Consider the following 18,249-nt stretch of genomic DNA (forward strand, 5'->3'; position numbering starts at 1 on the left):
TACATTTTACCTGATATCTACCTTTTCGTTCGCCTTGACGCGGTCACCACCCTCGCCTATAAGCCTCCACGAAGCAGCGGCCCGCAAAGGCCGCCGTTTTGTTATTGGCGGCGGGCAAGCGCCTTTCGCCAATCCAAGCAACAAGAAACGCCTTCTCTTATGAAGGTCAAAACCGAGAGCAGAAAACATGACAACCTTTTCGCAGAAGCCTGCGGATGTGGTGAAGAAGTGGATCCTGATCGACGCCGAAGGTCTCGTCGTCGGTCGTCTGGCCACTGTCATCGCCAATCATCTCCGCGGCAAGCACAAGCCGACCTTCACCCCGCACGTCGACGACGGCGACAACGTCATCGTCATCAATGCCGACAAGGTGGTGTTCACCGGCAAGAAATTCACCGACAAGGTCTATTACTGGCACACCGGCCACCCAGGCGGTATCAAGGAGCGCACCGCGCGCCAGCTGCTCGAGGGTCGTTTCCCCGAGCGTGTCGTCGAGAAGGCCGTTGAGCGCATGGTCCCGCGTGGCCCGCTCGGCCGTCGCCAGATGAAGAACCTGCGCGTCTATGCAGGCGCCGAGCATCCGCATGTCGCCCAGCAGCCCGTCGTGCTCGACGTGGCCAAGCTGAACGCCAAGAACAAGAAGGTCGCATAAGATGGCTGAGCTTTCCTCGCTCGCAGAACTGGGCGCCGCCACCGGCAACACCAATACCCAGCCGGCGGCCCCCGTCCACGTCCAGAAGCTCGACAAGTCGGGCCGCGCCTATGCCACCGGCAAGCGCAAGAACGCCATTGCGCGCGTCTGGGTGAAGCCGGGTTCCGGCAAGATCATCGTCAACGACAAGGAATTCGCGACCTATTTCGCGCGTCCGGTTCTGCAGATGATCCTCAACCAGCCGATCATCGCCTCCAACCGCGCCGGCCAGTACGACATCGTCGCGACAGTCGTCGGCGGCGGTCTCTCCGGCCAGGCTGGCGCCGTGCGTCACGGCATCTCCAAGGCGCTGACCTACTACGAGCCGACGCTGCGCGCCGTGCTCAAGAAGGGCGGCTTCCTGACCCGCGACAGCCGCGTCGTCGAGCGCAAGAAGTACGGCAAGGCCAAGGCCCGTCGTAGCTTCCAGTTTTCCAAGCGCTAAGCATTTCGCAGCTTCAGACAATCGAAAAGGCCGCCTCCGGGCGGCCTTTTTGTTTGCGGCTCGGCAGTCACCCCACCCACGCCTACGGCGCGACCTTCCCGTCGAGGGGAGGTAGAAGAGCGCGGCGCCCTACCTCCCCTCAATGGGAAGGTCGGCGCGGAGCGCCGGGTGGGGTGATGGCGCCGGAAAACAGGTCAGGCCTTGCCGCCCTTGATATAGTCGATGAACGCCCGCAGCGGGGCCGGAACCAGGCGCCGGCCGGGATAATAGAGAAACGGTCCGGGAAAACTCTGCCACCACGGCTCGAGCACGGGCTCAAGAGCGCCGCTGTCGAAGTAAGGGCGCAGCCAGCCCTCGAAGAGGCCGATGATGCCGGTGCCGGCAATAGCGGCGTCGACGGCAAGATCCGTCGCCCCGCCGATCCGCACGATCAAGGGGCCTGTCGGATCGACCCGCACCACCTCGCCGTCTCGCTCGAATTCCCACGGCAGCATCGCACCGCTGGCAAAGCGCCCACGCACGCAGGAGTGGCCAAGCAGGTCGCTCGGGTGTTGCGGGCGCCCATGGCGAGCAAGATAGGCAGGGCTGGCGGCGGTGGCGAAACGCTGCACGCGCGGCCCGATCGGCACCGCGATCATGTCCTGTTCCAGCCGCTCGTCATAGCGGATGCCGGCGTCACAGCCGGCCGCCAGCACGTCGACGAAGTTCTCGTCGGCGATCACCTCCAGCCGGATACCAGGATAGGCGGCGAGGAAACCAGGGACGATGTCGGGCAATATCAGCCGCGCAGCACTGACCGGCACGTTGAGACGCAACGAGCCCGCCGGCCTGTCGCGAAAACCGTTCACCACGTCCAGCGCCGCCTCCACCTCCGACAGCGCCGGGCCGAGCCGCTCCAGAAGGCTGAGGCCCGCCTCGGTCGGGACAACGCTGCGCGTCGTGCGGTTGAACAGCCTGACACCGAGCTGCACTTCCAGGCGACGCACCGCCTCACTCAGGCCGGAGGCGCTGCCGCCGCTCGCACGCGCGCCGTCGCGAAAGCCGCCGGCGCGCGCCACCGCCACGAAAGCATTCAGATCGCTGAGGTCCATCATTGTTCGCCATTCCGCACGGCCTGTGTGGATTGTACCGGATTATCACGAGGTTGGGCAGCGCCTATCTCTGCCTCCTCATAGGAGATCAATCATGTCCAACATCCAACAATCCGGCACCTTCGCCCCCGCCACCTTCAAGCTTGGCAGCCGCACCGTGAAGCGGCTCGGCTACGGTGCCATGCAACTCGCGGGACCCGGCGTGTTCGGGCCGCCCAAGGATCATGACGCGGCATTGGCCGTGCTGCGCGAGGCGATTGCGCAAGGCGTCGACCATATCGACACCAGCGACTTCTACGGTCCGCACGTCACCAACCGGCTGATCCGCGAGGCGCTGGCGCCCTATCCCCAAGATCTCGTCATCGTCACCAAGATCGGTGCCCGGCGCGGCGCGGATGGATCGTGGCTGCCGGCCTTTTCCGCGGAAGAGCTCACCCAGGCGGTACACGACAATCTCAGCAATCTCGGGCTCGAGGTGCTCGATGTCGTCAACCTACGCATCATGTTCGATACCCATGGCCCCGCCGAGGGATCGATCGAAGCGCCGCTCACCGTGCTGGCCGAGCTCCAACAACAGGGTCTGGTCAGGCACATCGGGCTGAGCAACGTGACGCCGGCGCAGATCGCGCAAGGACGGGGGATCGCCGAGATCGTCTGCGTGCAGAACCAGTACAATCTGGCGCATCGCGGCGACGATGCCCTGATCGACGATCTTGCCCGCGATGGCATCGCCTATGTGCCGTTCTTCCCGCTCGGCGGCTTCAACCCGCTGCAATCCTCCACCCTGTCGGAAATCGCGGCGCGCCTCGGCGCCACGCCAATGCAGGTCGCGCTCGCCTGGCTGCTGCGCCGCGCGCCCAACATCCTGCTGATCCCCGGCACATCGTCGGTCGGGCATCTCAGGGAGAACCTCGCTGCGGCTGAACTGGAATTGCCACAGCATGCGCTCAGCGAACTGGACGGCGTGGCGCTAGCGGCTTGAAGCTAGCCAATCTCCCCCTCGTGAGGGAGATTGGCAGCGTCAGCCGCCGCTTAATTGATGCTCGCCGTATTCGCCGGCTCAACCGGCCGCGCCTCGTCGGCATAAGGCACGCGAAAACCATTCGCGGCCAGCCAGTCGATTGCCGCCTTCGGCTCGTCGGTCTGGATGATGGTGGCGCCGCGATCGGCCCAGAAACCCCAGCTTTCGCGCGGCAGGCTGGCCTGCACCGCCAGTTCGTCGCCGCGGCCGCCGGCGAGGAAGCCGCCCGGTTTGTTGGCGATGGCGTAGGTGTCGGCCCAGATGTGCCAGTTGCCCCTCACAGCGGCCGCGCGCATGCGCGTGCTGAACAGCGGCCCGCCCGTCTCGGTCAGCGTCTCGGCGCCTGCCCGCCAGTTGATCAACTCGATCGCGCGCGGCGAGAAGGCGCGGTCGACCGTCCCGGCGAAACCGGCGTCATGCACCGCGTCATCGGCGATGATCGGCATGAACTGGAAGCCGCCGCCAATGGTCTCCATGGCAGCCTTGACCGTGGAAATCCGTTGTGAATTCCACAGGTTCTCCTTGACGATGACCTGTTCGGCCATGCCGAGACCGCGAGCGACCGCAATCATGCCCGGGAGGGCGCCGACGTCGAGCTTGTTGTCGAGGTTGATGAGGATGCGGTTTCTGGTCGCCATCAGCATCTCGTGCAGCGTCGAGACTGTTTCACTTGTCGCCGCACCGGTGCCCTCGACCACCAGCCGGCATGTCTTCAGTTCGGCCAGCGTGTACATGACCACCTCGCCCTTGCAGGTCGTGGTGCGGTCGAGCCAGCTGTCATGCATGACGACGAACTCGCCGTCCTTCGAGCGCCTGATGTCGACCTCGACGATTTCGGCGCCCATGGCGATCGAGCCCTCCACGGCGGCAATCGAATTTTCCGCGTAGAGCGTCTTGCCGGCCTGCATGCTGCCGGCGCGATGCGCAGCCACCATGACGTGATCGCGCCATTGGTTGGCATGCTCGAAGCGGTCGAGGATCTGTCTGGCGCGGGTCTCGCCGGCCAAGGCCTGGCCAGAGGCGGCTGCCACGGCCGTGTAAAGCAGAAAACTCAGCCAGATGGTCCGCATCGAGAATCGCTCCTTGCCGGATCGACACCCGGATAGGCGACGCCCGTGACATCTGGGTGAACGAAGCCGGCTAGCGGAATACTCGCAGCAGGTGCGTCAGATGCGTTTCGAGAGCCTGCGGAACCACGCCATGGCCGGCATCTCGACAAAACGCCAGGTGATCCAGGAGGCGGCAATGGTAGCGGCGAGCATGACGACGATCGCCACCGCCCCCGTCCAGCCGGCACCGAAGCCGGTGGCAGGCTGGCCGCGCAGCATGAAGTCGCCGATCAGGCCAAGGCCGAGCTTGCGCTCGACCAGCCCCGCGACGTTGATCAGGCGCGCCTGGACGAAGATGTGGACCATGTAGATCGAATAGGACAGCGCGCCGAGCGTCAGCATGAACGGGGCTCTGAGCAAGGCGCTGATCCAGCCACCCTCATGGGCGAACAGAAACAGCGCCAGCGCGAACACCAGGGGTGCCGCGATGCCGAAGTCATTGTCGCCCGCCAGCGAAACGAAAAGCACGATGACGGCCACCATGACGATTTCGGCAAGGGTCCAGTCCATGCGCGGGCCGCCCCTGGCGAGAGCCTGTCGCGCCCCTGCAATGGAATCATGCTGAAACCAGGCCAGCAAGGCGCCGAGCGAGAAGCCGTACAGGCAACGGATGAAGCCGAAATCGAAGGACACATCCATATGATGGGTCGAGAAGCCGAGCAGGAACAGCGGCGCGGTGACGGCGGCCGCGACGAACCATATCCAGGCGCGCGCGCCGGCGACGAAGACCACGCCGGCAAACAGGAGATAGGCGAAGAACTCGGCCGAAATGCTCCAGCTCGGCGCATTCCAGGTCAATTGATCCTCGAAGCCGACACCCTGCAGCAGAAGGAGATTGGCAAGCAGGCTGTTGAGGTCGAAGCCGCCGGTGAAGGGGGCAGCCCCCGTGCCGTGCAATTGCGGCAGCATCAGCCGCAGCAGCTCGAAACCGGCGAAGGCGGCAAGCATGAGCAGATGCAGCGGGTAGATGCGGCCGAAACGGACCAGGGCGAAACGCGCGACCTGTCCCGGTTGGTTGAGCCGATCGCCGTAGCTGCTGGCGATGACGAAGCCGGAAAGGACGAAGAAGAAATCGACGAACAGGTAGGACGAACCGATGAAGGCGCTTTGCGAAATCGTCGAACCGGTAGGAAAGTGAAACAGCGCCACCAGAAGCGCGCAGATGCCGCGCCACGAATCGAGGACCAGGAAGCGTTCGCCGGCGACCGTGCCGGTGTGGGTCGACGCCGCGGCACGGGTGGGGTTGAGAAACGCGGTCTGCGTCATGATGATACAATCCTGTCTTGCCGTGGCACTCGGGCAGCGCCATTCCGTCTCGCCAAGCTATGACTGGCATCTTCCGTGCCGGTTCTGTAGTTGTTGCAACCCGATGAAAAACGAGGATCCGTAATGGCGAACCACACCATCGACAACGCCTTCACCGCCCGTTCCAAAACGGGCGCCGCGTTTGAGCCGACCTATTCCGGCGCGCTGTCGTTCATGCGGCGCAAATACACCAAGGACGTGAAGGGCGCGGATGCGGTGGTGTGGGGTATTCCCTTCGATGCCGCCGTCACCAACCGGCCTGGCGCCCGCTTCGGGCCGCAGGCGATCCGCCGTGCCTCGGCGATCCTCGACAACGACCCGCAGTATCCCTTTTCACGCGATCTGTTCGAGCATCTGGCGGTCGTCGATTACGGCGATTGCCTGCTCGATTCGGGCAACCATCAGAAGACGCCCGGCACGATCGAGCGCGAAGCGGCGAAGATCCTCAAATCAGGCGCCTTCCTGTTGACGCTCGGCGGCGATCATTTCGTCACCTGGCCACTGCTCAAGGCGCATGCCGCCATCCATGGTCCGCTCGCTTTGGTGCAGTTCGACGCCCACCAGGACACCTGGCCGGACGACGGCAAGCGCATCGACCACGGCTCCTTCGTCGGTCGCGCCGTCAAGGAAGGCATCATCGATCCCGACCGGTCGATCCAGATCGGCATCCGCACCCATGCGCCCGACACGTTCGGCATCAAGATCCTCCATGGCCATGAAATCGAGGAGATGCGGGCGTCCGACATTGCCTACGCCATTGTCGACCGCACCGGCGGCAAGAAGACCTATCTCACCTTCGACATCGACTGCCTCGATCCGGCCTATGCGCCCGGCACAGGCACGCCGGTTGCCGGCGGCCCGTCCTCGGCCAAGATCCTGTCGACTCTGCGCCAGCTCAACCAGATCGATATTGTCGGCGCCGATGTCGTAGAGGTTGCGCCGGCCTATGATCACGCCGATATAACGGCAATCGCCGGCTCGATGGTGGCCATGCAATATCTCGGTCTGCTTGCTGAACGGAAAGCCCGGCTTGAAGAGCTGAACAACGGCAATCACAATGGTGCCGCAGTGATTCAGGGTCAGGGCATATAGTCTTGAAAACTCAAGGAATTTGAACAACCCATGAAACCGAAAATCTTCATCGACGGCGAACACGGCACCACCGGCCTGCAGATCAGGGCGCTGCTTGCCGAGCGCGGTGATCTGGAGATCATTTCCATCCCCACCGAGCGTCGCAAGGAAACGGCGGCACGTGCCGAGTTCCTCAATGCCGCCGATGTCGCTATCCTGTGCCTGCCCGACGACGCGGCGAAGGAAAGCGTCTCGCTGATCGCCAACGACACCACCAGGGTCATCGATGCGTCGACCGCGCATCGCGTGGCGGAGGGCTGGGCGTATGGTTTCGCCGAGATGGACAAGGACCAGGCAAAGGCGATTGCCTCGGCAAAGCGCGTCGCCAACCCAGGCTGCTGGCCGCAGGGACCGATCGCGACGCTGCGGCCGCTGGTCACAGCAGGCCTGCTGCCGGCGGATTTTCCGATCACCGTCAACGGCATTTCGGGCTATTCGGGCGGCGGACGGCCGATGATCGAGGACTACGTCGCCAAGGGCGAGGACGCCTCGGAATTCCTGCCTTACGGCCTCACCCTGCAGCACAAGCACGTGCCGGAATTGAGGGCCTATGCAAGGCTGTCGCATGATCCGATCATGCAGCCGGCGGTCGGCAATTTCGCGCAAGGCATGATCACCGTGGTGCCATTGCAACTCGGCGGCCTCGACCATGTGCCGACCGGTGCGGAGCTGCATGCGGCGATTGCCGACCATTTCGCCGCCATCAAGGGCGGTGTGGTCGAGGTGGCGCCCTATGCGCATTCGGAGCGCATGCCGGAGATCGATCCGGAGATCTACAACGGCACCAACCGGATGAAGGTCTATGTCTTCGCCAACGACAAACGGGCGCAGGCCCTGCTGCTGGCGGTCTACGACAATCTCGGCAAGGGCGCCTCGGGTGCCGCCGTCCAGAACATGGATCTGATGCTCGGCCTCTGATGGACACGCCAGCCTTTCCGGCGCGCTGGAAAGTCAGCGCGCCCGAACTCATTGCCGAGACCTTTTCGAGCCGCATCTGGAAGGTTTTGCGCGAAGACGGATCGCCGGCGATCGTCAAGGCGCTGAAGCCTTTCGATGACGTCGCCGACGAGTTGCGCGGAGAGCACTATCTCGCCTGGCGGCGCGGCGAAGGCGCGGTGCGTCTGCTCGGCCGCGACGGCCACAGCATGCTGCTCGAATATGCCGGTGAAACCCTGCTGCAGCAGGTTCTCGACGAACAGGGCGACTTTGCCGCGACCGCAATCGCGGCGGAGCTGATGGCAAAACTGTTTTCACGGGGGAAAGCCCCCTACCCGCCCGAGCTTCAGCCGCTCCGGGAACGCTTCGCCAGCCTGTTCGACAAGGCGAATACCGATCGCGACGCCGGCCTTGACAGCCTCTATGTCGAGGCAGCCGTCATCGCCGAGCGGCTGCTGGCCGATGCGCACGACATCAGGCCCCTGCATGGCGATCTGCATCACGAAAACATCCTGCACGGGCCGCGCGGCTGGCTGGCGATCGATCCGAAGGGCGTGCTCGGCGATCCCGGCTTCGACGCGGCGAACATGTTCTACAACCCGCTCGACCGGGACGATCTCTGCCTCGATCCGAAGCGGATCGCTGATATGGCCGAGATCTTTGCCAGAACACTGAGCCAGACACCGACCGCTATCCTCGATCATGCCATTGCCTATGGATGCCTGTCGGCGTCCTGGCATCACGAGGACGACAATGCGGTCGAGGAGAATCGCGAAATGTCGATCGTCAAGGCGATCCGGGCGGTGCGGGCAAGCTTCTGATCCGACCCAGTAGATCGGCTCGGGATCAGCCCCTGAGCGCTATTCCCGTCGGCAAGGGATAGGCGCCCTTGGTGCCGCGCCAATGGGCTGCTGCAAAGCCCAGCACGATCAGCGCAAATCCCTGATGGGTCAGCGCCATATGCAACGGCACATGCATGAGCAGCGTGCCGACGCCGATCGAGGCCTGCACCAGCACCAGTAGAAACAGCAGCGTCGCGCGGCGCGCATGCGTCGAGCCTGGCAGCCGCCGGCGCGTGGCGATCATGTGCCACAAGGCCACGACGAATACCGTGTAAGCGCCAAGCCGATGGACGAACTGCACCGTCTTCGGGCTCTCGAAGAAGTTGCGCCATGCCGGCTCGAGGATCAGCAGATCGCCGGGAATGATCTTGCCGTCCATCAGCGGCCAGGTGTTGTAGCTCAGACCCGCATCGAGCCCGGCGACCAGGCCGCCGAGATAGATCTGGATCAGCGCCAGCAGCACGATGAAGCCGGCCAGCCTCTGCGTCGACCTATCGGCGGCAGGCTCGGAATGCGGCGCCAACCCGCGCGCGACCACCATGGTGGCGGTGAAGATCAGTGCGGCAAGGGTCAGGTGGGTCGCCAGGCGGTACTGGCTGACGGAGACCCGGTCGACCAGGCCAGAGGCCACCATCCACCAGCCGATGGCGCCTTGCAGGCCGCCAAGCAGCAGAATGCCCACGAGTTTCCGACCCAGGCCGCGCTCGATGCGGCGCGTTGCCCAGAAAAACAGCAGCGGCAAGGCGAAGACCAGGCCGACGCTGCGCGCCAGGATGCGATGCGCCCATTCCCACCAGAAGATCGATTTGAACGCTTCGATGCCCATGCCCTTGTTGAGCTCGGCATATTGCGGGATCTGCTGGTAGAGCTGGAATTCCTCTTGCCACTCGGCATCGTTGAGCGGCGGGATCACGCCATGGATCGGCTTCCACTGCGTAATCGACAGGCCGGAATCGGTGAGCCTGGTGGCGCCGCCGACCAGCACCAGCGCAAACAGCACCAGAAGCACCACATAGAGCCAGGCGCGCAGCAGCGCCCGGTTATGCAGGTCGCGGTCGCGGGCGACGTATGGCGCGGCAGCTGATATGGCAGCCATGATCTTGTCCCGGCAGGTTGATTTGGCGGATTGGTGGACCATCGCACCCGTGCTGGCAAGACCATCCGGCGCGGCACGCCGTCGCGCCGCGTCTCACCGGTTGCGCAGTCTCGCCTCAAGGCCTATGCGAGGCCGTTACCCCTTGAGCCTGCCAGGCCGCCTGTGCAAATTCCGGCATGCTCGATCAGGAGACCAACCATGCCCCTGCGCCTGAAAAAGCTGATCGGAATGTTTCTGCTGGTGGCGCTGGTCATCATCTATGCGCTGGTCGCATCGATCTTCGCGGTCGCCCGGCTGTCGGAGTCGGGTCCGTGGGTGCATTTCCTGTTCTTCCTGCTCAGCGGCCTGGTCTGGGTGCTGCCGGCAATGGGCATCATCAAATGGCTGATGCTGGAGCCGAGGGCCAAGCGCTAGGCGAAACCGCCAGCGTCAGATGGTGACGACCATCTTGCCGGCATTGGCGAGCGGCGTCGTCACGCCCGACAGCATGGTGCGAATATGGGCGAGGCTCTGATAGCGGCCGTTGACGGAAATCCGCGGCAAAGCATGCAGGAACCCGGCATGTTCGGCGCGCAGCACGCCGTGGCGCGTCGTCACGGCAGAGGTGTAGCCTGCGTCACGGGCAAAGCCGACTTCGCGACAGCCTACGGCACTCGCATAGCCATAGGGGTAAGCGAAATGGCGGGGCTCTTCGCCCAGTTCGGCCAGCAACATGGCGCGCACGGCGCCGATCTCGTGCCGGGCATCGGCTTCGGAGAGCCGCTTCAGATTGCTGTGGTTGATCGTATGGGCGCCGATCGTCACCAGCGGATGCGCGGCGATGCGGCGGATTTCGTCCCAGTTCATCAATGTGCGCAGGCGCGGACCGTCGGCGTCGATGCCATTTGCGCGAGCCAGATCGCGCAACACCGCCTGCAGGTCCTTCTCGCGGATTTCGGAGGTGAGATAGGCGTGCAGGCGTCCATTCGCCTGCAGCTTCTTCGCGGGGGTCGAGCAATCGATCGTCAGCGGACCCTTCGGCCGCGTCAGCGTCAAGGTATCGCGCGCGTTGACGATGTCCTCGACAACGTCCCACCACAGGTCGGCTGTGCCGTTGATCAGCCCGGGCGCGACATAGATGGTGATCGGCGCGCCGTGCTTCTCCAGCACCGGCAGCGCCTCGACCATATTGTCGCGATAGGCATCGTCGGCGGTGATCGTGGCAAACTGACCGCCTTTGCCGCCCGCCTTGATGCGCTCGACGGCTTCGTCCATGGAGACGAAGGCATAGCCATGCGCCTTCATGTCGGCGATCATGGCATCGAGGAACCCGGGCGCGATATTCAGATGCCGGTTGACGCCGTCCGGCTTTTCCGGCGTCGCGGTAACACGGTGCAGCATCAGGATGGCGCCAATGCCGCCGATGAACGGCTTGGCCAGCGGTGCAAGGCCGGTATAGCGGGCGACGTTCAGCGCCAGTTTCCGGATTGCCTCCCCGCCGTCGATCATTCATTCACCTTTTGCGCCTAGGCTGATCCAAGCACGGAATGCGCCTATGCGAACCCCCAAATCGCGACCAATACGCCCTAAGGATTGAGGTATGGTTGACGCAACTGCGTCATTTGACGGCAATCGGCTTGCGGCAACCGAGGCATCGTCGCGCGCCTTGCCACGGGACCGTGCCGGCCTGTCGATCTCGGTGGCGTCCACGGACGGACTGGCGGCCTATGCCGAGTTCTGCCGCTCGGCTCTGTTTGGTCCGGCGCAGAGTGCTGCCTGGATCCTGAATTGGGCGGCCGAGACACGACCGGACCTGCTCGTCGCGACGCTGAGTGCCGAGGGCAAACCGGTTTTTTCGCTGGCGCTGGAGATTGCCTCGAAGGGGCCGTTCCGGATCGCCCGCTTCATGGGTGGGCGCCACGCCAACGGCAACTTCGTCGCCGCGGACCCGAACTGGCTGGCCAAGGCGGATATGCCGGCCCTCCGATCGGTGCTGGCGGCCATCGCCAACGCACGCCCGGACATCGATCTGGTCGCGCTCGAGCGGTTGCTGCCCGATCTCGAGGGCGTCGCCAATCCGCTCGCATCGCTTGACCATTTTTCCAGCCCCAATCTGTCGCTGGCCGTCGATCTCGCCGGCGGCTTCGATGCGCTGCTTTCTCGCGCCAGCGGCAAACGCAAACGCAAGAAGCACCGGTCGCAGATCCGGAAATTCGAGACCGTCGGCAGCCACCGGCGCATCGAGGCCCGCACCCCCGACGAGGTCGACAGGCTGCTCGACGCCTTCTTCGAGATGAAGGAACTCCGCTTCCGCAAGATGGGCATCGCCAACGTCTTCGGCGACGCGCAGGTGCGCGGCTTCTTCCGCGCGCTGTTTTCGCAAGCACTTAGCGAGGACAAGCCTTCCTTCGTGCTGCACGGGCTCGAGGTTGCCGGTAAGCTGCGCGCCATTACCGGTTCAAGCCGCTCGGGCAAACGCCTGATCTGCGAATTCGGAGCGATCGCCGAGGACGATCTCGGGCACGCCAGCCCCGGCGACTTCCTGTTCTTCGACAACATCCAGGAAGCCTGCGAGACCGGTTTCGAGGTCTATGACTTTTCGGTAGGAGATGAGCCTTACAAGCGGCTGTGGTGCGATATCGAAACGCGGCATTTCGAAGTGCTGGTCCCCTTGACCGTGAAGGGCCGCATGCTGGCGCTGACGCTTCGGCAAGGCGCGCGGCTGAAAGCCTTCGTCAAGAACAGCCCCACGATCTGGAAGCTGACCAAGGTACTGCGCCGCAAAGCCGCCGGCCAGGCGGCGCCCTCGGAAGAAGATAGCTAACGCAATGACGCCGATCATCCGCACACTGTCCCTGCAGGAACTGGCGCTTCTCGTCGACTGGGCAGCCGCGGAAGGCTGGAACCCAGGTCTTGAAGACCCGGCGATGCTCCAGGCGGCGGACCCCGAAGGCTTCATCGGCGCCTTTGTCGGCGACGACATGGTCACGGCAATTTCGGCCGTGGCCTATGGCAGCGAATTCGGCTTCATCGGCCTCTACATCTCCCGGCCTGACATGCGCGGCATGGGCTACGGCAAGACGGTGTGGGACGCCGGCATGAAAAGGCTTGCAGGCCGGACCGTCGGCCTTGACGGCGTCGCCGAGCAGCAGGCCAATTACCGGCGCAAGGGCTTCGCGCCGGCCTACGAGACCATCCGCTTCACCGGGCGCAAGGCAGGCCCGGCGGCCAGGGCCGATGGGTTGCGGACGATTACAACGCAACTCCTGTCCGATGTCGTCGCCTATGACGCCCATTGTTTTCCGGCGCCGCGGCGGGCCTTCCTGCAGCGATGGCTGCAAGAACCGCATCATGGGTTGGCGGCAATCGGTTCGCGCGGCGTCACTGGCTTTGGCGTGGCGCGCCGGTGTCGATCCGGCTTCAAGATCGGCCCGCTGTTTGCCGACGACATGGAAATCGCTTTGCAACTCCTGGAGGGACTGGCCGGTGCCTGTGAGGGCGGCGAGCTGCATATCGACGTCCCCGCCGATAACACCGGTTTCATAACTGCGCTCGATGCGGCCGGCTTTGCGCCGACCTTCACCACCACGCGCATGTACAAGGGGCCTGCCCCGGAACTGGACCGGCAAAGGGTGTTCGGCGTAACGACCCTGGAACTGGGCTAGATCGGGCGAACCGCCGAACGGCTCCGCCAGGCGATCCGCGGCTCTCTCAGGCGGCGGCAGTGCGCCGTCCCGGCACCGGATTGCCGGGCGGTTCGTGGCCGAGCGGCGTCACCAGCGTCAGGTCGGGATAGCCGTTCTCGATCAGTTTGACGGCAGCTTGCGTCACCTCGTCGTCGGCCTCCAGCATGGAGAGAAAAACCTCGGTGGCGTCGCCGGTCAGACGGCCGATGCCCTGCGCGTCGGCTGGTCCGCATTCGACCACGACCAGATCATAAGCCGTTGTCAGCGACTGCATGATGATCGGCAGCCGGTCGGCGGCGCGCATGGCGCGGACCGGATCGGCGGTTCCGACCGGAATGACGTGACAGTCCGAGTAGAGATCGGCATGGATGACGTCACTGAACTGCGCTTCCGAAGCGAGCAGGTTGGTGATGCCGGGAAACAGTCCGCTGTCCAGCATCGGCCGCGAGGCGGCCCCCGACGCGGTGAGGTCCAGCAACAGCACGCGCAGCCCGGCGTCGGCGACTTCGCGCGCCACCAGGATCGCCGATGCAGCCGCCTCGTCGCCTTCCGGCGAGACGAATATGGCGCGCGCCGCACCGCTTGAGATCAGCTTTTCGGCAGCCCTTTCGATGTCGATCTCGCCCAGGGTGGAGCGCGCCGGTTCGGGCTCGACAACCGTCTGCTCTGTCGCCGCCGTAGCGGGCATTGCGACCACATCCGGCGCCTCGGCCATGGCCTGCATCGCAGCGGCATAAGGCTCCGCATCGGCTTCATGCGCAGGTTCAGGCAGTTCCTGGTGAATGAAGGGTTCCTGGAAGACGGCAGGCTCGGGGCGGACAAATGGCTTGGCGGCCGGCGTCTGCGCCACATGGGGCATCGCCACCTCATCGATCCGTTCGAAACGGGAACCGCTCGCCGGCCGCATCGCGCGGCCTGAGAACAGCTCCCGCAGAAGCGTCACGATGGCCATGATCAGCAGCGATGCGGCGAAAGCCGCGCCGACGATCGGCCCGACCTTCGGGAAATAGGCCTCGGAGGGAACCGACGCCTTCGAGGCGATCCGGGCGTCGACCGGCAGATAGTTGCGGTCCTGGCGCGAAGCGGCTTCGCGGTAGTTGGTCAGGTAGAGTTCGAGCTGCTGTCGCTTGGCGGTCGCGTCGCGCTGCAGTGCGTCGAGGTCGACCTGTTGTTCGCCGGCCTGCGCCGAAGCGGCTTTCAATGTGTTGACGTCGGCGACGAGCTGGTTCTCGCGGGCCTTTGCCGTCTCGGCCTGCATCAACAGGCCTTTCATGATCTTCTGGGCCTCGCTGCGGATCTGCGCGTCGAGATCGGACAGTTGCGATTTCAGCGCGCGAATGCGCGGATGATTGCCAAGCAGCGTCGTCGACAGATCGGCGATGTTGGAGCGCAATTCGACCTGTCGCTCACGCAAGCGCTGGATCAGGTCCGATGACAGAACCTCCGGCACGGCGTCCAGCGAACCGCCATTCTGCAGCGCCCTGCGCACACCGTCGGCGGTCGCTTCGGCCGCAGCGCGGTTGGCGCGCACTTTCGACAGTTCGCTCGACAGTTCTGAAAGCTGCTGGGTGGCCAGCACCGAATTGTTGCCACCCATCAGAAGATCGGACTGGGCGCGATAGGCGGCGACCTTCGCCTCCGCATCCTTGACCTGCCGCTGCAGGTCGGCGATCTCGGGCGCCAGGAAGTCTGCCGCGGCGCTGTTCGATTCGAGCTTGGCCGCCCCTTGCCCCGCTATATAGGCGGCAGCGATGGCGTCCGGTATGGCGGCCGCGAGCTTGGGATCTTCCGATGAGAACTCGATGGCAATGATGCGGGTCTTCTCGACGCCGTAGACGTTGAGCTTCTCGTGCATTTTCTTGAGCACGCGCTCTTCCGTCGGAATTTCCATCGGGTCGCTTTTCAGGCCGACCAGGACCAGAGCGCGGCTCAGCGCCGACATGTCGAGCGCTTCATTGAACTCGGGCAGTTTTTCCAGCCCAAGCGTTTGCGAGACCTGCTTGAGGATTTCGTTGGAGGAAATGATCTGGACCTGGGTGGCGACGCCCTGCTCGTCGAGAATAGGCTTGTCGGTGTCGTTGTTGTTGCTGGCCGGCCGCGTGTAGATGGATTCGCGCGGCGCGATCTCCACCTGCGTCTCGGCCTTGTAGTGCCGGGTTGCCAGCGAGGCGAAAGCAAAGGCCAGCCCGGTCGCCAACAGGACGACGAGGCCTATACGCAGCCAATTCCTCGCCAGGCTGGCGAAGAGCTGCCTGAGATCGACATCGACATCTGCGGCCGCGGACTGAACGGACATGCATCCCTACTCCGATACTGGGTCAGCACGCACCGTAAACAACTATGGTAACTCAGCCGTTAAGATCGCGGTAAGTTTCCGTTAGGGTTTACTGGCGGGCGACAAACAAAACCGCCAGAAATCGCAAAAACTCTTGCCGATGCGCCACGTGTCGGCCGCTCCCTTTACCGGCCATTAACCCTAACAGGATGATAACGGGCCTCGATCCCTGATGTTTGCTGCGACGCCGCAGCGGCCCAGTCGAAGGTACTTGTCCGGTCATGAAAAGCACTGCTTCCCTGTTTCGCGCGCTGCTTGCCGTATCGATGCTGGCTGGCTGTTCCAGCTACCGGCCGACGCCGGCCGCCTTCCATGAGGTGCTCGATCAGCCCTACCGTCTTGGCGCCGGCGATCGCGTCCGCGTCACCGTGTTCGAGCAGGACGGGCTGACCAACACCTACAGCGTCGATCAATCCGGCTATCTCTCCTTCCCGCTTGTCGGCGCCATACCGGCGCGCGGCCACACCGCGCAGCAGATGGAAAAGGAGATCGCCGACAAATTGCGGCAAGGCTATCTGCGCGATCCCGACGTTTCGGTCGAGATCGACCGCTACCGGCCGATTTTCGTCATGGGCGAAGTGGGTGCCGCCGGCCAATACTCTTACGTCCCCGGCCTGACGGTGCAGAAGGCAATCGCCATTGCCGGCGGCTTCACGCCGCGCGCCAACCAGGAAAGCGTCGACATCACCCGCGACATCAACGGCAAGGTGATGACCGGCCGCGTGGTCACCTCCGACCCGCTGCTGCCGGGCGATACGGTCTACGTCCGCGAACGCCTGTTCTGACAGATACCAAGTGGCGGACAGGCTCAGGATCGTCCATTGCTTTCGCTCACCCGTCGGAGGAATTTTCCGGCATGTGCGCGACCTGACCGAGGCGCAGGTCGCCGCCGGGCATTCCGTCGGCATCGTCTGCGATTCGACGACGGGCGGCGCGTTCGAGGAACATCTGTTCGAGCAGATGAAGAACATGCTGGCGCTCGGCATTCATCGCACGCCGATGCAGCGCCACGTCGGTCCCGGCGACCTTGCCTCGGCCTGGCGCACGTACAGGATCATCAAGGAATTGCGGCCGGACGTACTGCACGGGCACGGCGCCAAGGGTGGCGCCTATGCCCGTCTGTTCGGCTCGTTGTTGCGGGTATCAAGGTCTCGCGTAGCCCGCCTTTATTCGCCGCATGGCGGCTCCCTCCACTATGACGAGAACACGACCACCGGAAAGCTGTTCTTCGCGCTCGAGCGCTTCATGGCTCGCTTCACCGACTATCTGCTGTTTGTCTCGGACTATGAGCGGCGGACCTATCGCCACAAGGTCGGCGAGCCGCCCATTCCCAACACCTTGGTCTATAACGGCCTGCGCGCCACAGAATTCGAGCCGGTGATCACCGCCCCGGACGCAGCCGACCTGCTTTATATCGGCATGATGCGCGACCTGAAGGGGCCGGACATCTTCATCGACGCATTGGCGCTCGCCGGCCCACGGTTCGGCCGCGCGCTGACCGCGGTGATGGTCGGCGACGGCGACGACCTACCGCGTTACCACGGGCAAGTGAAACGCCTCGGGCTCGAGCGCCATGTCCGCTTCCTACCGCCGATGCCGGCCAGGGAGGCCTTTGCCCTTGCCGCGCTTATCATCGTTCCTTCGCGCGCCGAAGCCATGCCCTATATCGTCCTGGAAACGCTTGCCGCGGGAAAGCCGATGATCGCAACAGCGGTCGGCGGCATTCCGGAGATATTCGACACCGGTTCCCCTGCCCTGATCCGACCTGACCCGATCGAGCTCGCCGAAAGGATGAGCCAGGCGCTGGCCGACCCGGCCGCCTATCGCGACCTGATGCCGGATGGGGCCGACCTCAAGGCGCGCTTCGGCGCCGATGTGATGGCCGCCGACATCGAGAACGCCTATTTCGCCGCGCTCGACAGGTAGGCGCAGGACCAAGCCGTTCCAAAGCCGTATGTTGTTTCAAGGGTTTCTTAGCTCTCTTTTGCTATGACCGGGGGGAAGCTTGCGGAAAGCCCTCATGAACGAGATCGACCCCGCGCGCCGCTTTTCAGCAGAGGCGGTGCGTAAATTCGACGGCCCGGCCGATGGCGACACGCCAAGCGGCATGAACGATGTCGCGCGCCAGGTCGCCTCGCAGTACCGGCGCGATACGATGTCGCCGATCATGGTCAGCGGTGTCCTGCGCATGGTCGAATTCGGCTTGCTGTTCCTGTCCGGGCTCGCCGTCTATTTCCATTATGTCGGGTTCTTCAATTATCTCGCCTGGCAGTATCCGGTAACGATCGCCGCCGCGTCGTTCCTTGCCGTGGTGCTGCTCGACGTCACCGACTGCTACCAGATCGTCGCCCTGATGCGGCCGATCGCCAATTTCGGCCGCGTGCTGCTGGTCTGGGCCGGCACTTTCGCCCTCATGGCGCTGACGGCGTTCGTCATGAAGATGTCGGAAAACTATTCGCGTCTTTTGTTGGGCAGCTGGTTCGTCATCGGCTTCGTTCTCATCTTCGGCCTCAGGCTGGTAATGTCGAAGCTGATCCGGGCCTGGGCGCGCGATGGCCGCATGGAGCGGCGCGCCGTCATCG

General features: G+C 64.1%; 17 protein-coding genes and 1 pseudogene. 12 read left to right on the forward strand and 6 right to left on the reverse strand.

Going from position 1 to position 18,249, the window contains the following annotated elements:
• The first annotated feature begins 187 nt into the window (after positions 1–187).
• The gene (gene rplM, locus EN949_RS08225) at positions 188–652 is read left to right on the forward strand and encodes a 50S ribosomal protein L13 (protein WP_013532205.1); all 465 of its coding nucleotides are present in this window, start codon (positions 188–190) and stop codon (positions 650–652) included.
• 1 nt (position 653) lies between these two features.
• Entirely contained in the window at positions 654–1,136 is a 483-nt protein-coding gene (gene rpsI / locus EN949_RS08230; RefSeq protein ID WP_023810272.1) for a 30S ribosomal protein S9, read from the forward strand.
• A gap of 194 nt (positions 1,137–1,330) precedes the next feature.
• On the opposite strand, the gene EN949_RS08235 is transcribed toward rpsI, so the two are convergent.
• Entirely contained in the window at positions 1,331–2,230 is a 900-nt protein-coding gene (locus tag EN949_RS08235; protein ID WP_127366943.1) for a LysR family transcriptional regulator, read from the reverse strand.
• Positions 2,231–2,321: 91 nt separating this feature from the next.
• On the opposite strand from EN949_RS08235, the gene EN949_RS08240 reads away from it, so the two are divergent.
• Entirely contained in the window at positions 2,322–3,209 is an 888-nt protein-coding gene (locus EN949_RS08240) for an aldo/keto reductase family oxidoreductase (protein WP_127366942.1), read from the forward strand.
• A 50-nt stretch (positions 3,210–3,259) separates the two neighbouring features.
• Here EN949_RS08240 and EN949_RS08245 read toward each other — a convergent pair whose 3' ends face one another.
• Positions 3,260–4,318, reverse strand: coding sequence for a glycerophosphodiester phosphodiesterase family protein (locus tag EN949_RS08245; RefSeq protein WP_013532209.1), 1,059 nt, complete (start codon positions 4,316–4,318; stop codon positions 3,260–3,262).
• Positions 4,319–4,414: 96 nt separating this feature from the next.
• Positions 4,415–5,623 carry an acyltransferase gene (locus EN949_RS08250; RefSeq protein ID WP_024504663.1) on the reverse strand — a complete coding sequence of 403 codons (1,209 nt, stop codon included), beginning with the start codon at positions 5,621–5,623 and terminating at the stop codon, positions 4,415–4,417.
• A 123-nt stretch (positions 5,624–5,746) separates the two neighbouring features.
• Between EN949_RS08250 and speB the strand changes: the two genes are divergently transcribed.
• Genes speB through EN949_RS08265 form a run of 3 tightly spaced genes read left to right on the forward strand, consistent with a single transcriptional unit; the run spans position 5,747 to position 8,550 of the window.
• Positions 5,747–6,754 carry an agmatinase gene (gene speB, locus EN949_RS08255; protein ID WP_013532211.1) on the forward strand — a complete coding sequence of 336 codons (1,008 nt, stop codon included), beginning with the start codon at positions 5,747–5,749 and terminating at the stop codon, positions 6,752–6,754.
• Positions 6,755–6,784: 30 nt separating this feature from the next.
• Positions 6,785–7,711 carry an N-acetyl-gamma-glutamyl-phosphate reductase gene (gene argC, locus EN949_RS08260; RefSeq protein WP_013532212.1) on the forward strand — a complete coding sequence of 309 codons (927 nt, stop codon included), beginning with the start codon at positions 6,785–6,787 and terminating at the stop codon, positions 7,709–7,711.
• A complete protein-coding gene (locus EN949_RS08265) occupies positions 7,708–8,550 on the forward strand; it encodes an aminoglycoside phosphotransferase family protein (RefSeq protein ID WP_206523557.1) in 843 nt (280 codons plus the stop codon). The genes argC and EN949_RS08265 overlap by 4 nt, the downstream gene beginning before the upstream one ends.
• Before the next feature lie 25 nt (positions 8,551–8,575).
• On the opposite strand, the gene EN949_RS08270 is transcribed toward EN949_RS08265, so the two are convergent.
• Complete coding sequence (locus tag EN949_RS08270; protein ID WP_082826667.1) at positions 8,576–9,667, reverse strand: COX15/CtaA family protein; 1,092 nt, start codon at positions 9,665–9,667, stop codon at positions 8,576–8,578.
• A gap of 198 nt (positions 9,668–9,865) precedes the next feature.
• On the opposite strand from EN949_RS08270, the gene EN949_RS08275 reads away from it, so the two are divergent.
• The gene (locus EN949_RS08275) at positions 9,866–10,081 is read left to right on the forward strand and encodes a DUF2842 domain-containing protein (RefSeq protein ID WP_063167779.1); all 216 of its coding nucleotides are present in this window, start codon (positions 9,866–9,868) and stop codon (positions 10,079–10,081) included.
• A gap of 15 nt (positions 10,082–10,096) precedes the next feature.
• Here EN949_RS08275 and EN949_RS08280 read toward each other — a convergent pair whose 3' ends face one another.
• Entirely contained in the window at positions 10,097–11,155 is a 1,059-nt protein-coding gene (locus EN949_RS08280; protein WP_127365801.1) for a polysaccharide deacetylase family protein, read from the reverse strand.
• Between the two features lie 91 nt (positions 11,156–11,246).
• Between EN949_RS08280 and EN949_RS08285 the strand changes: the two genes are divergently transcribed.
• Both EN949_RS08285 and EN949_RS08290 read left to right on the forward strand, forming a co-directional pair.
• Entirely contained in the window at positions 11,247–12,470 is a 1,224-nt protein-coding gene (locus tag EN949_RS08285; protein ID WP_127365800.1) for a GNAT family N-acetyltransferase, read from the forward strand.
• A gap of 4 nt (positions 12,471–12,474) precedes the next feature.
• A complete protein-coding gene (locus EN949_RS08290; protein WP_127365799.1) occupies positions 12,475–13,311 on the forward strand; it encodes a GNAT family N-acetyltransferase in 837 nt (278 codons plus the stop codon).
• 46 nt (positions 13,312–13,357) lie between these two features.
• Here EN949_RS08290 and EN949_RS08295 read toward each other — a convergent pair whose 3' ends face one another.
• Positions 13,358–15,628, reverse strand: a complete 2,271-nt coding sequence (locus tag EN949_RS08295) for an exopolysaccharide transport family protein (RefSeq protein ID WP_127365798.1) — start codon at positions 15,626–15,628, stop codon at positions 13,358–13,360.
• A 260-nt stretch (positions 15,629–15,888) separates the two neighbouring features.
• On the opposite strand from EN949_RS08295, the gene EN949_RS08300 reads away from it, so the two are divergent.
• From EN949_RS08300 to EN949_RS08310, 3 genes and pseudogenes are all read left to right on the forward strand, one after another.
• Complete coding sequence (locus EN949_RS08300; RefSeq protein ID WP_013532220.1) at positions 15,889–16,452, forward strand: polysaccharide biosynthesis/export family protein; 564 nt, start codon at positions 15,889–15,891, stop codon at positions 16,450–16,452.
• Positions 16,453–16,462: 10 nt separating this feature from the next.
• Entirely contained in the window at positions 16,463–17,593 is a 1,131-nt protein-coding gene (locus tag EN949_RS08305) for a glycosyltransferase family 4 protein (RefSeq protein WP_013532221.1), read from the forward strand.
• A 94-nt stretch (positions 17,594–17,687) separates the two neighbouring features.
• Positions 17,688–18,249, forward strand: a pseudogene (locus tag EN949_RS08310) (undecaprenyl-phosphate glucose phosphotransferase); the annotation flags it as partial.

Origin of the sequence: Mesorhizobium sp. M7A.F.Ca.US.007.01.2.1, from assembly GCF_003998165.1 — a bacterium.
GTDB classification, from domain to species: domain Bacteria; phylum Pseudomonadota; class Alphaproteobacteria; order Rhizobiales; family Rhizobiaceae; genus Mesorhizobium; species Mesorhizobium ciceri.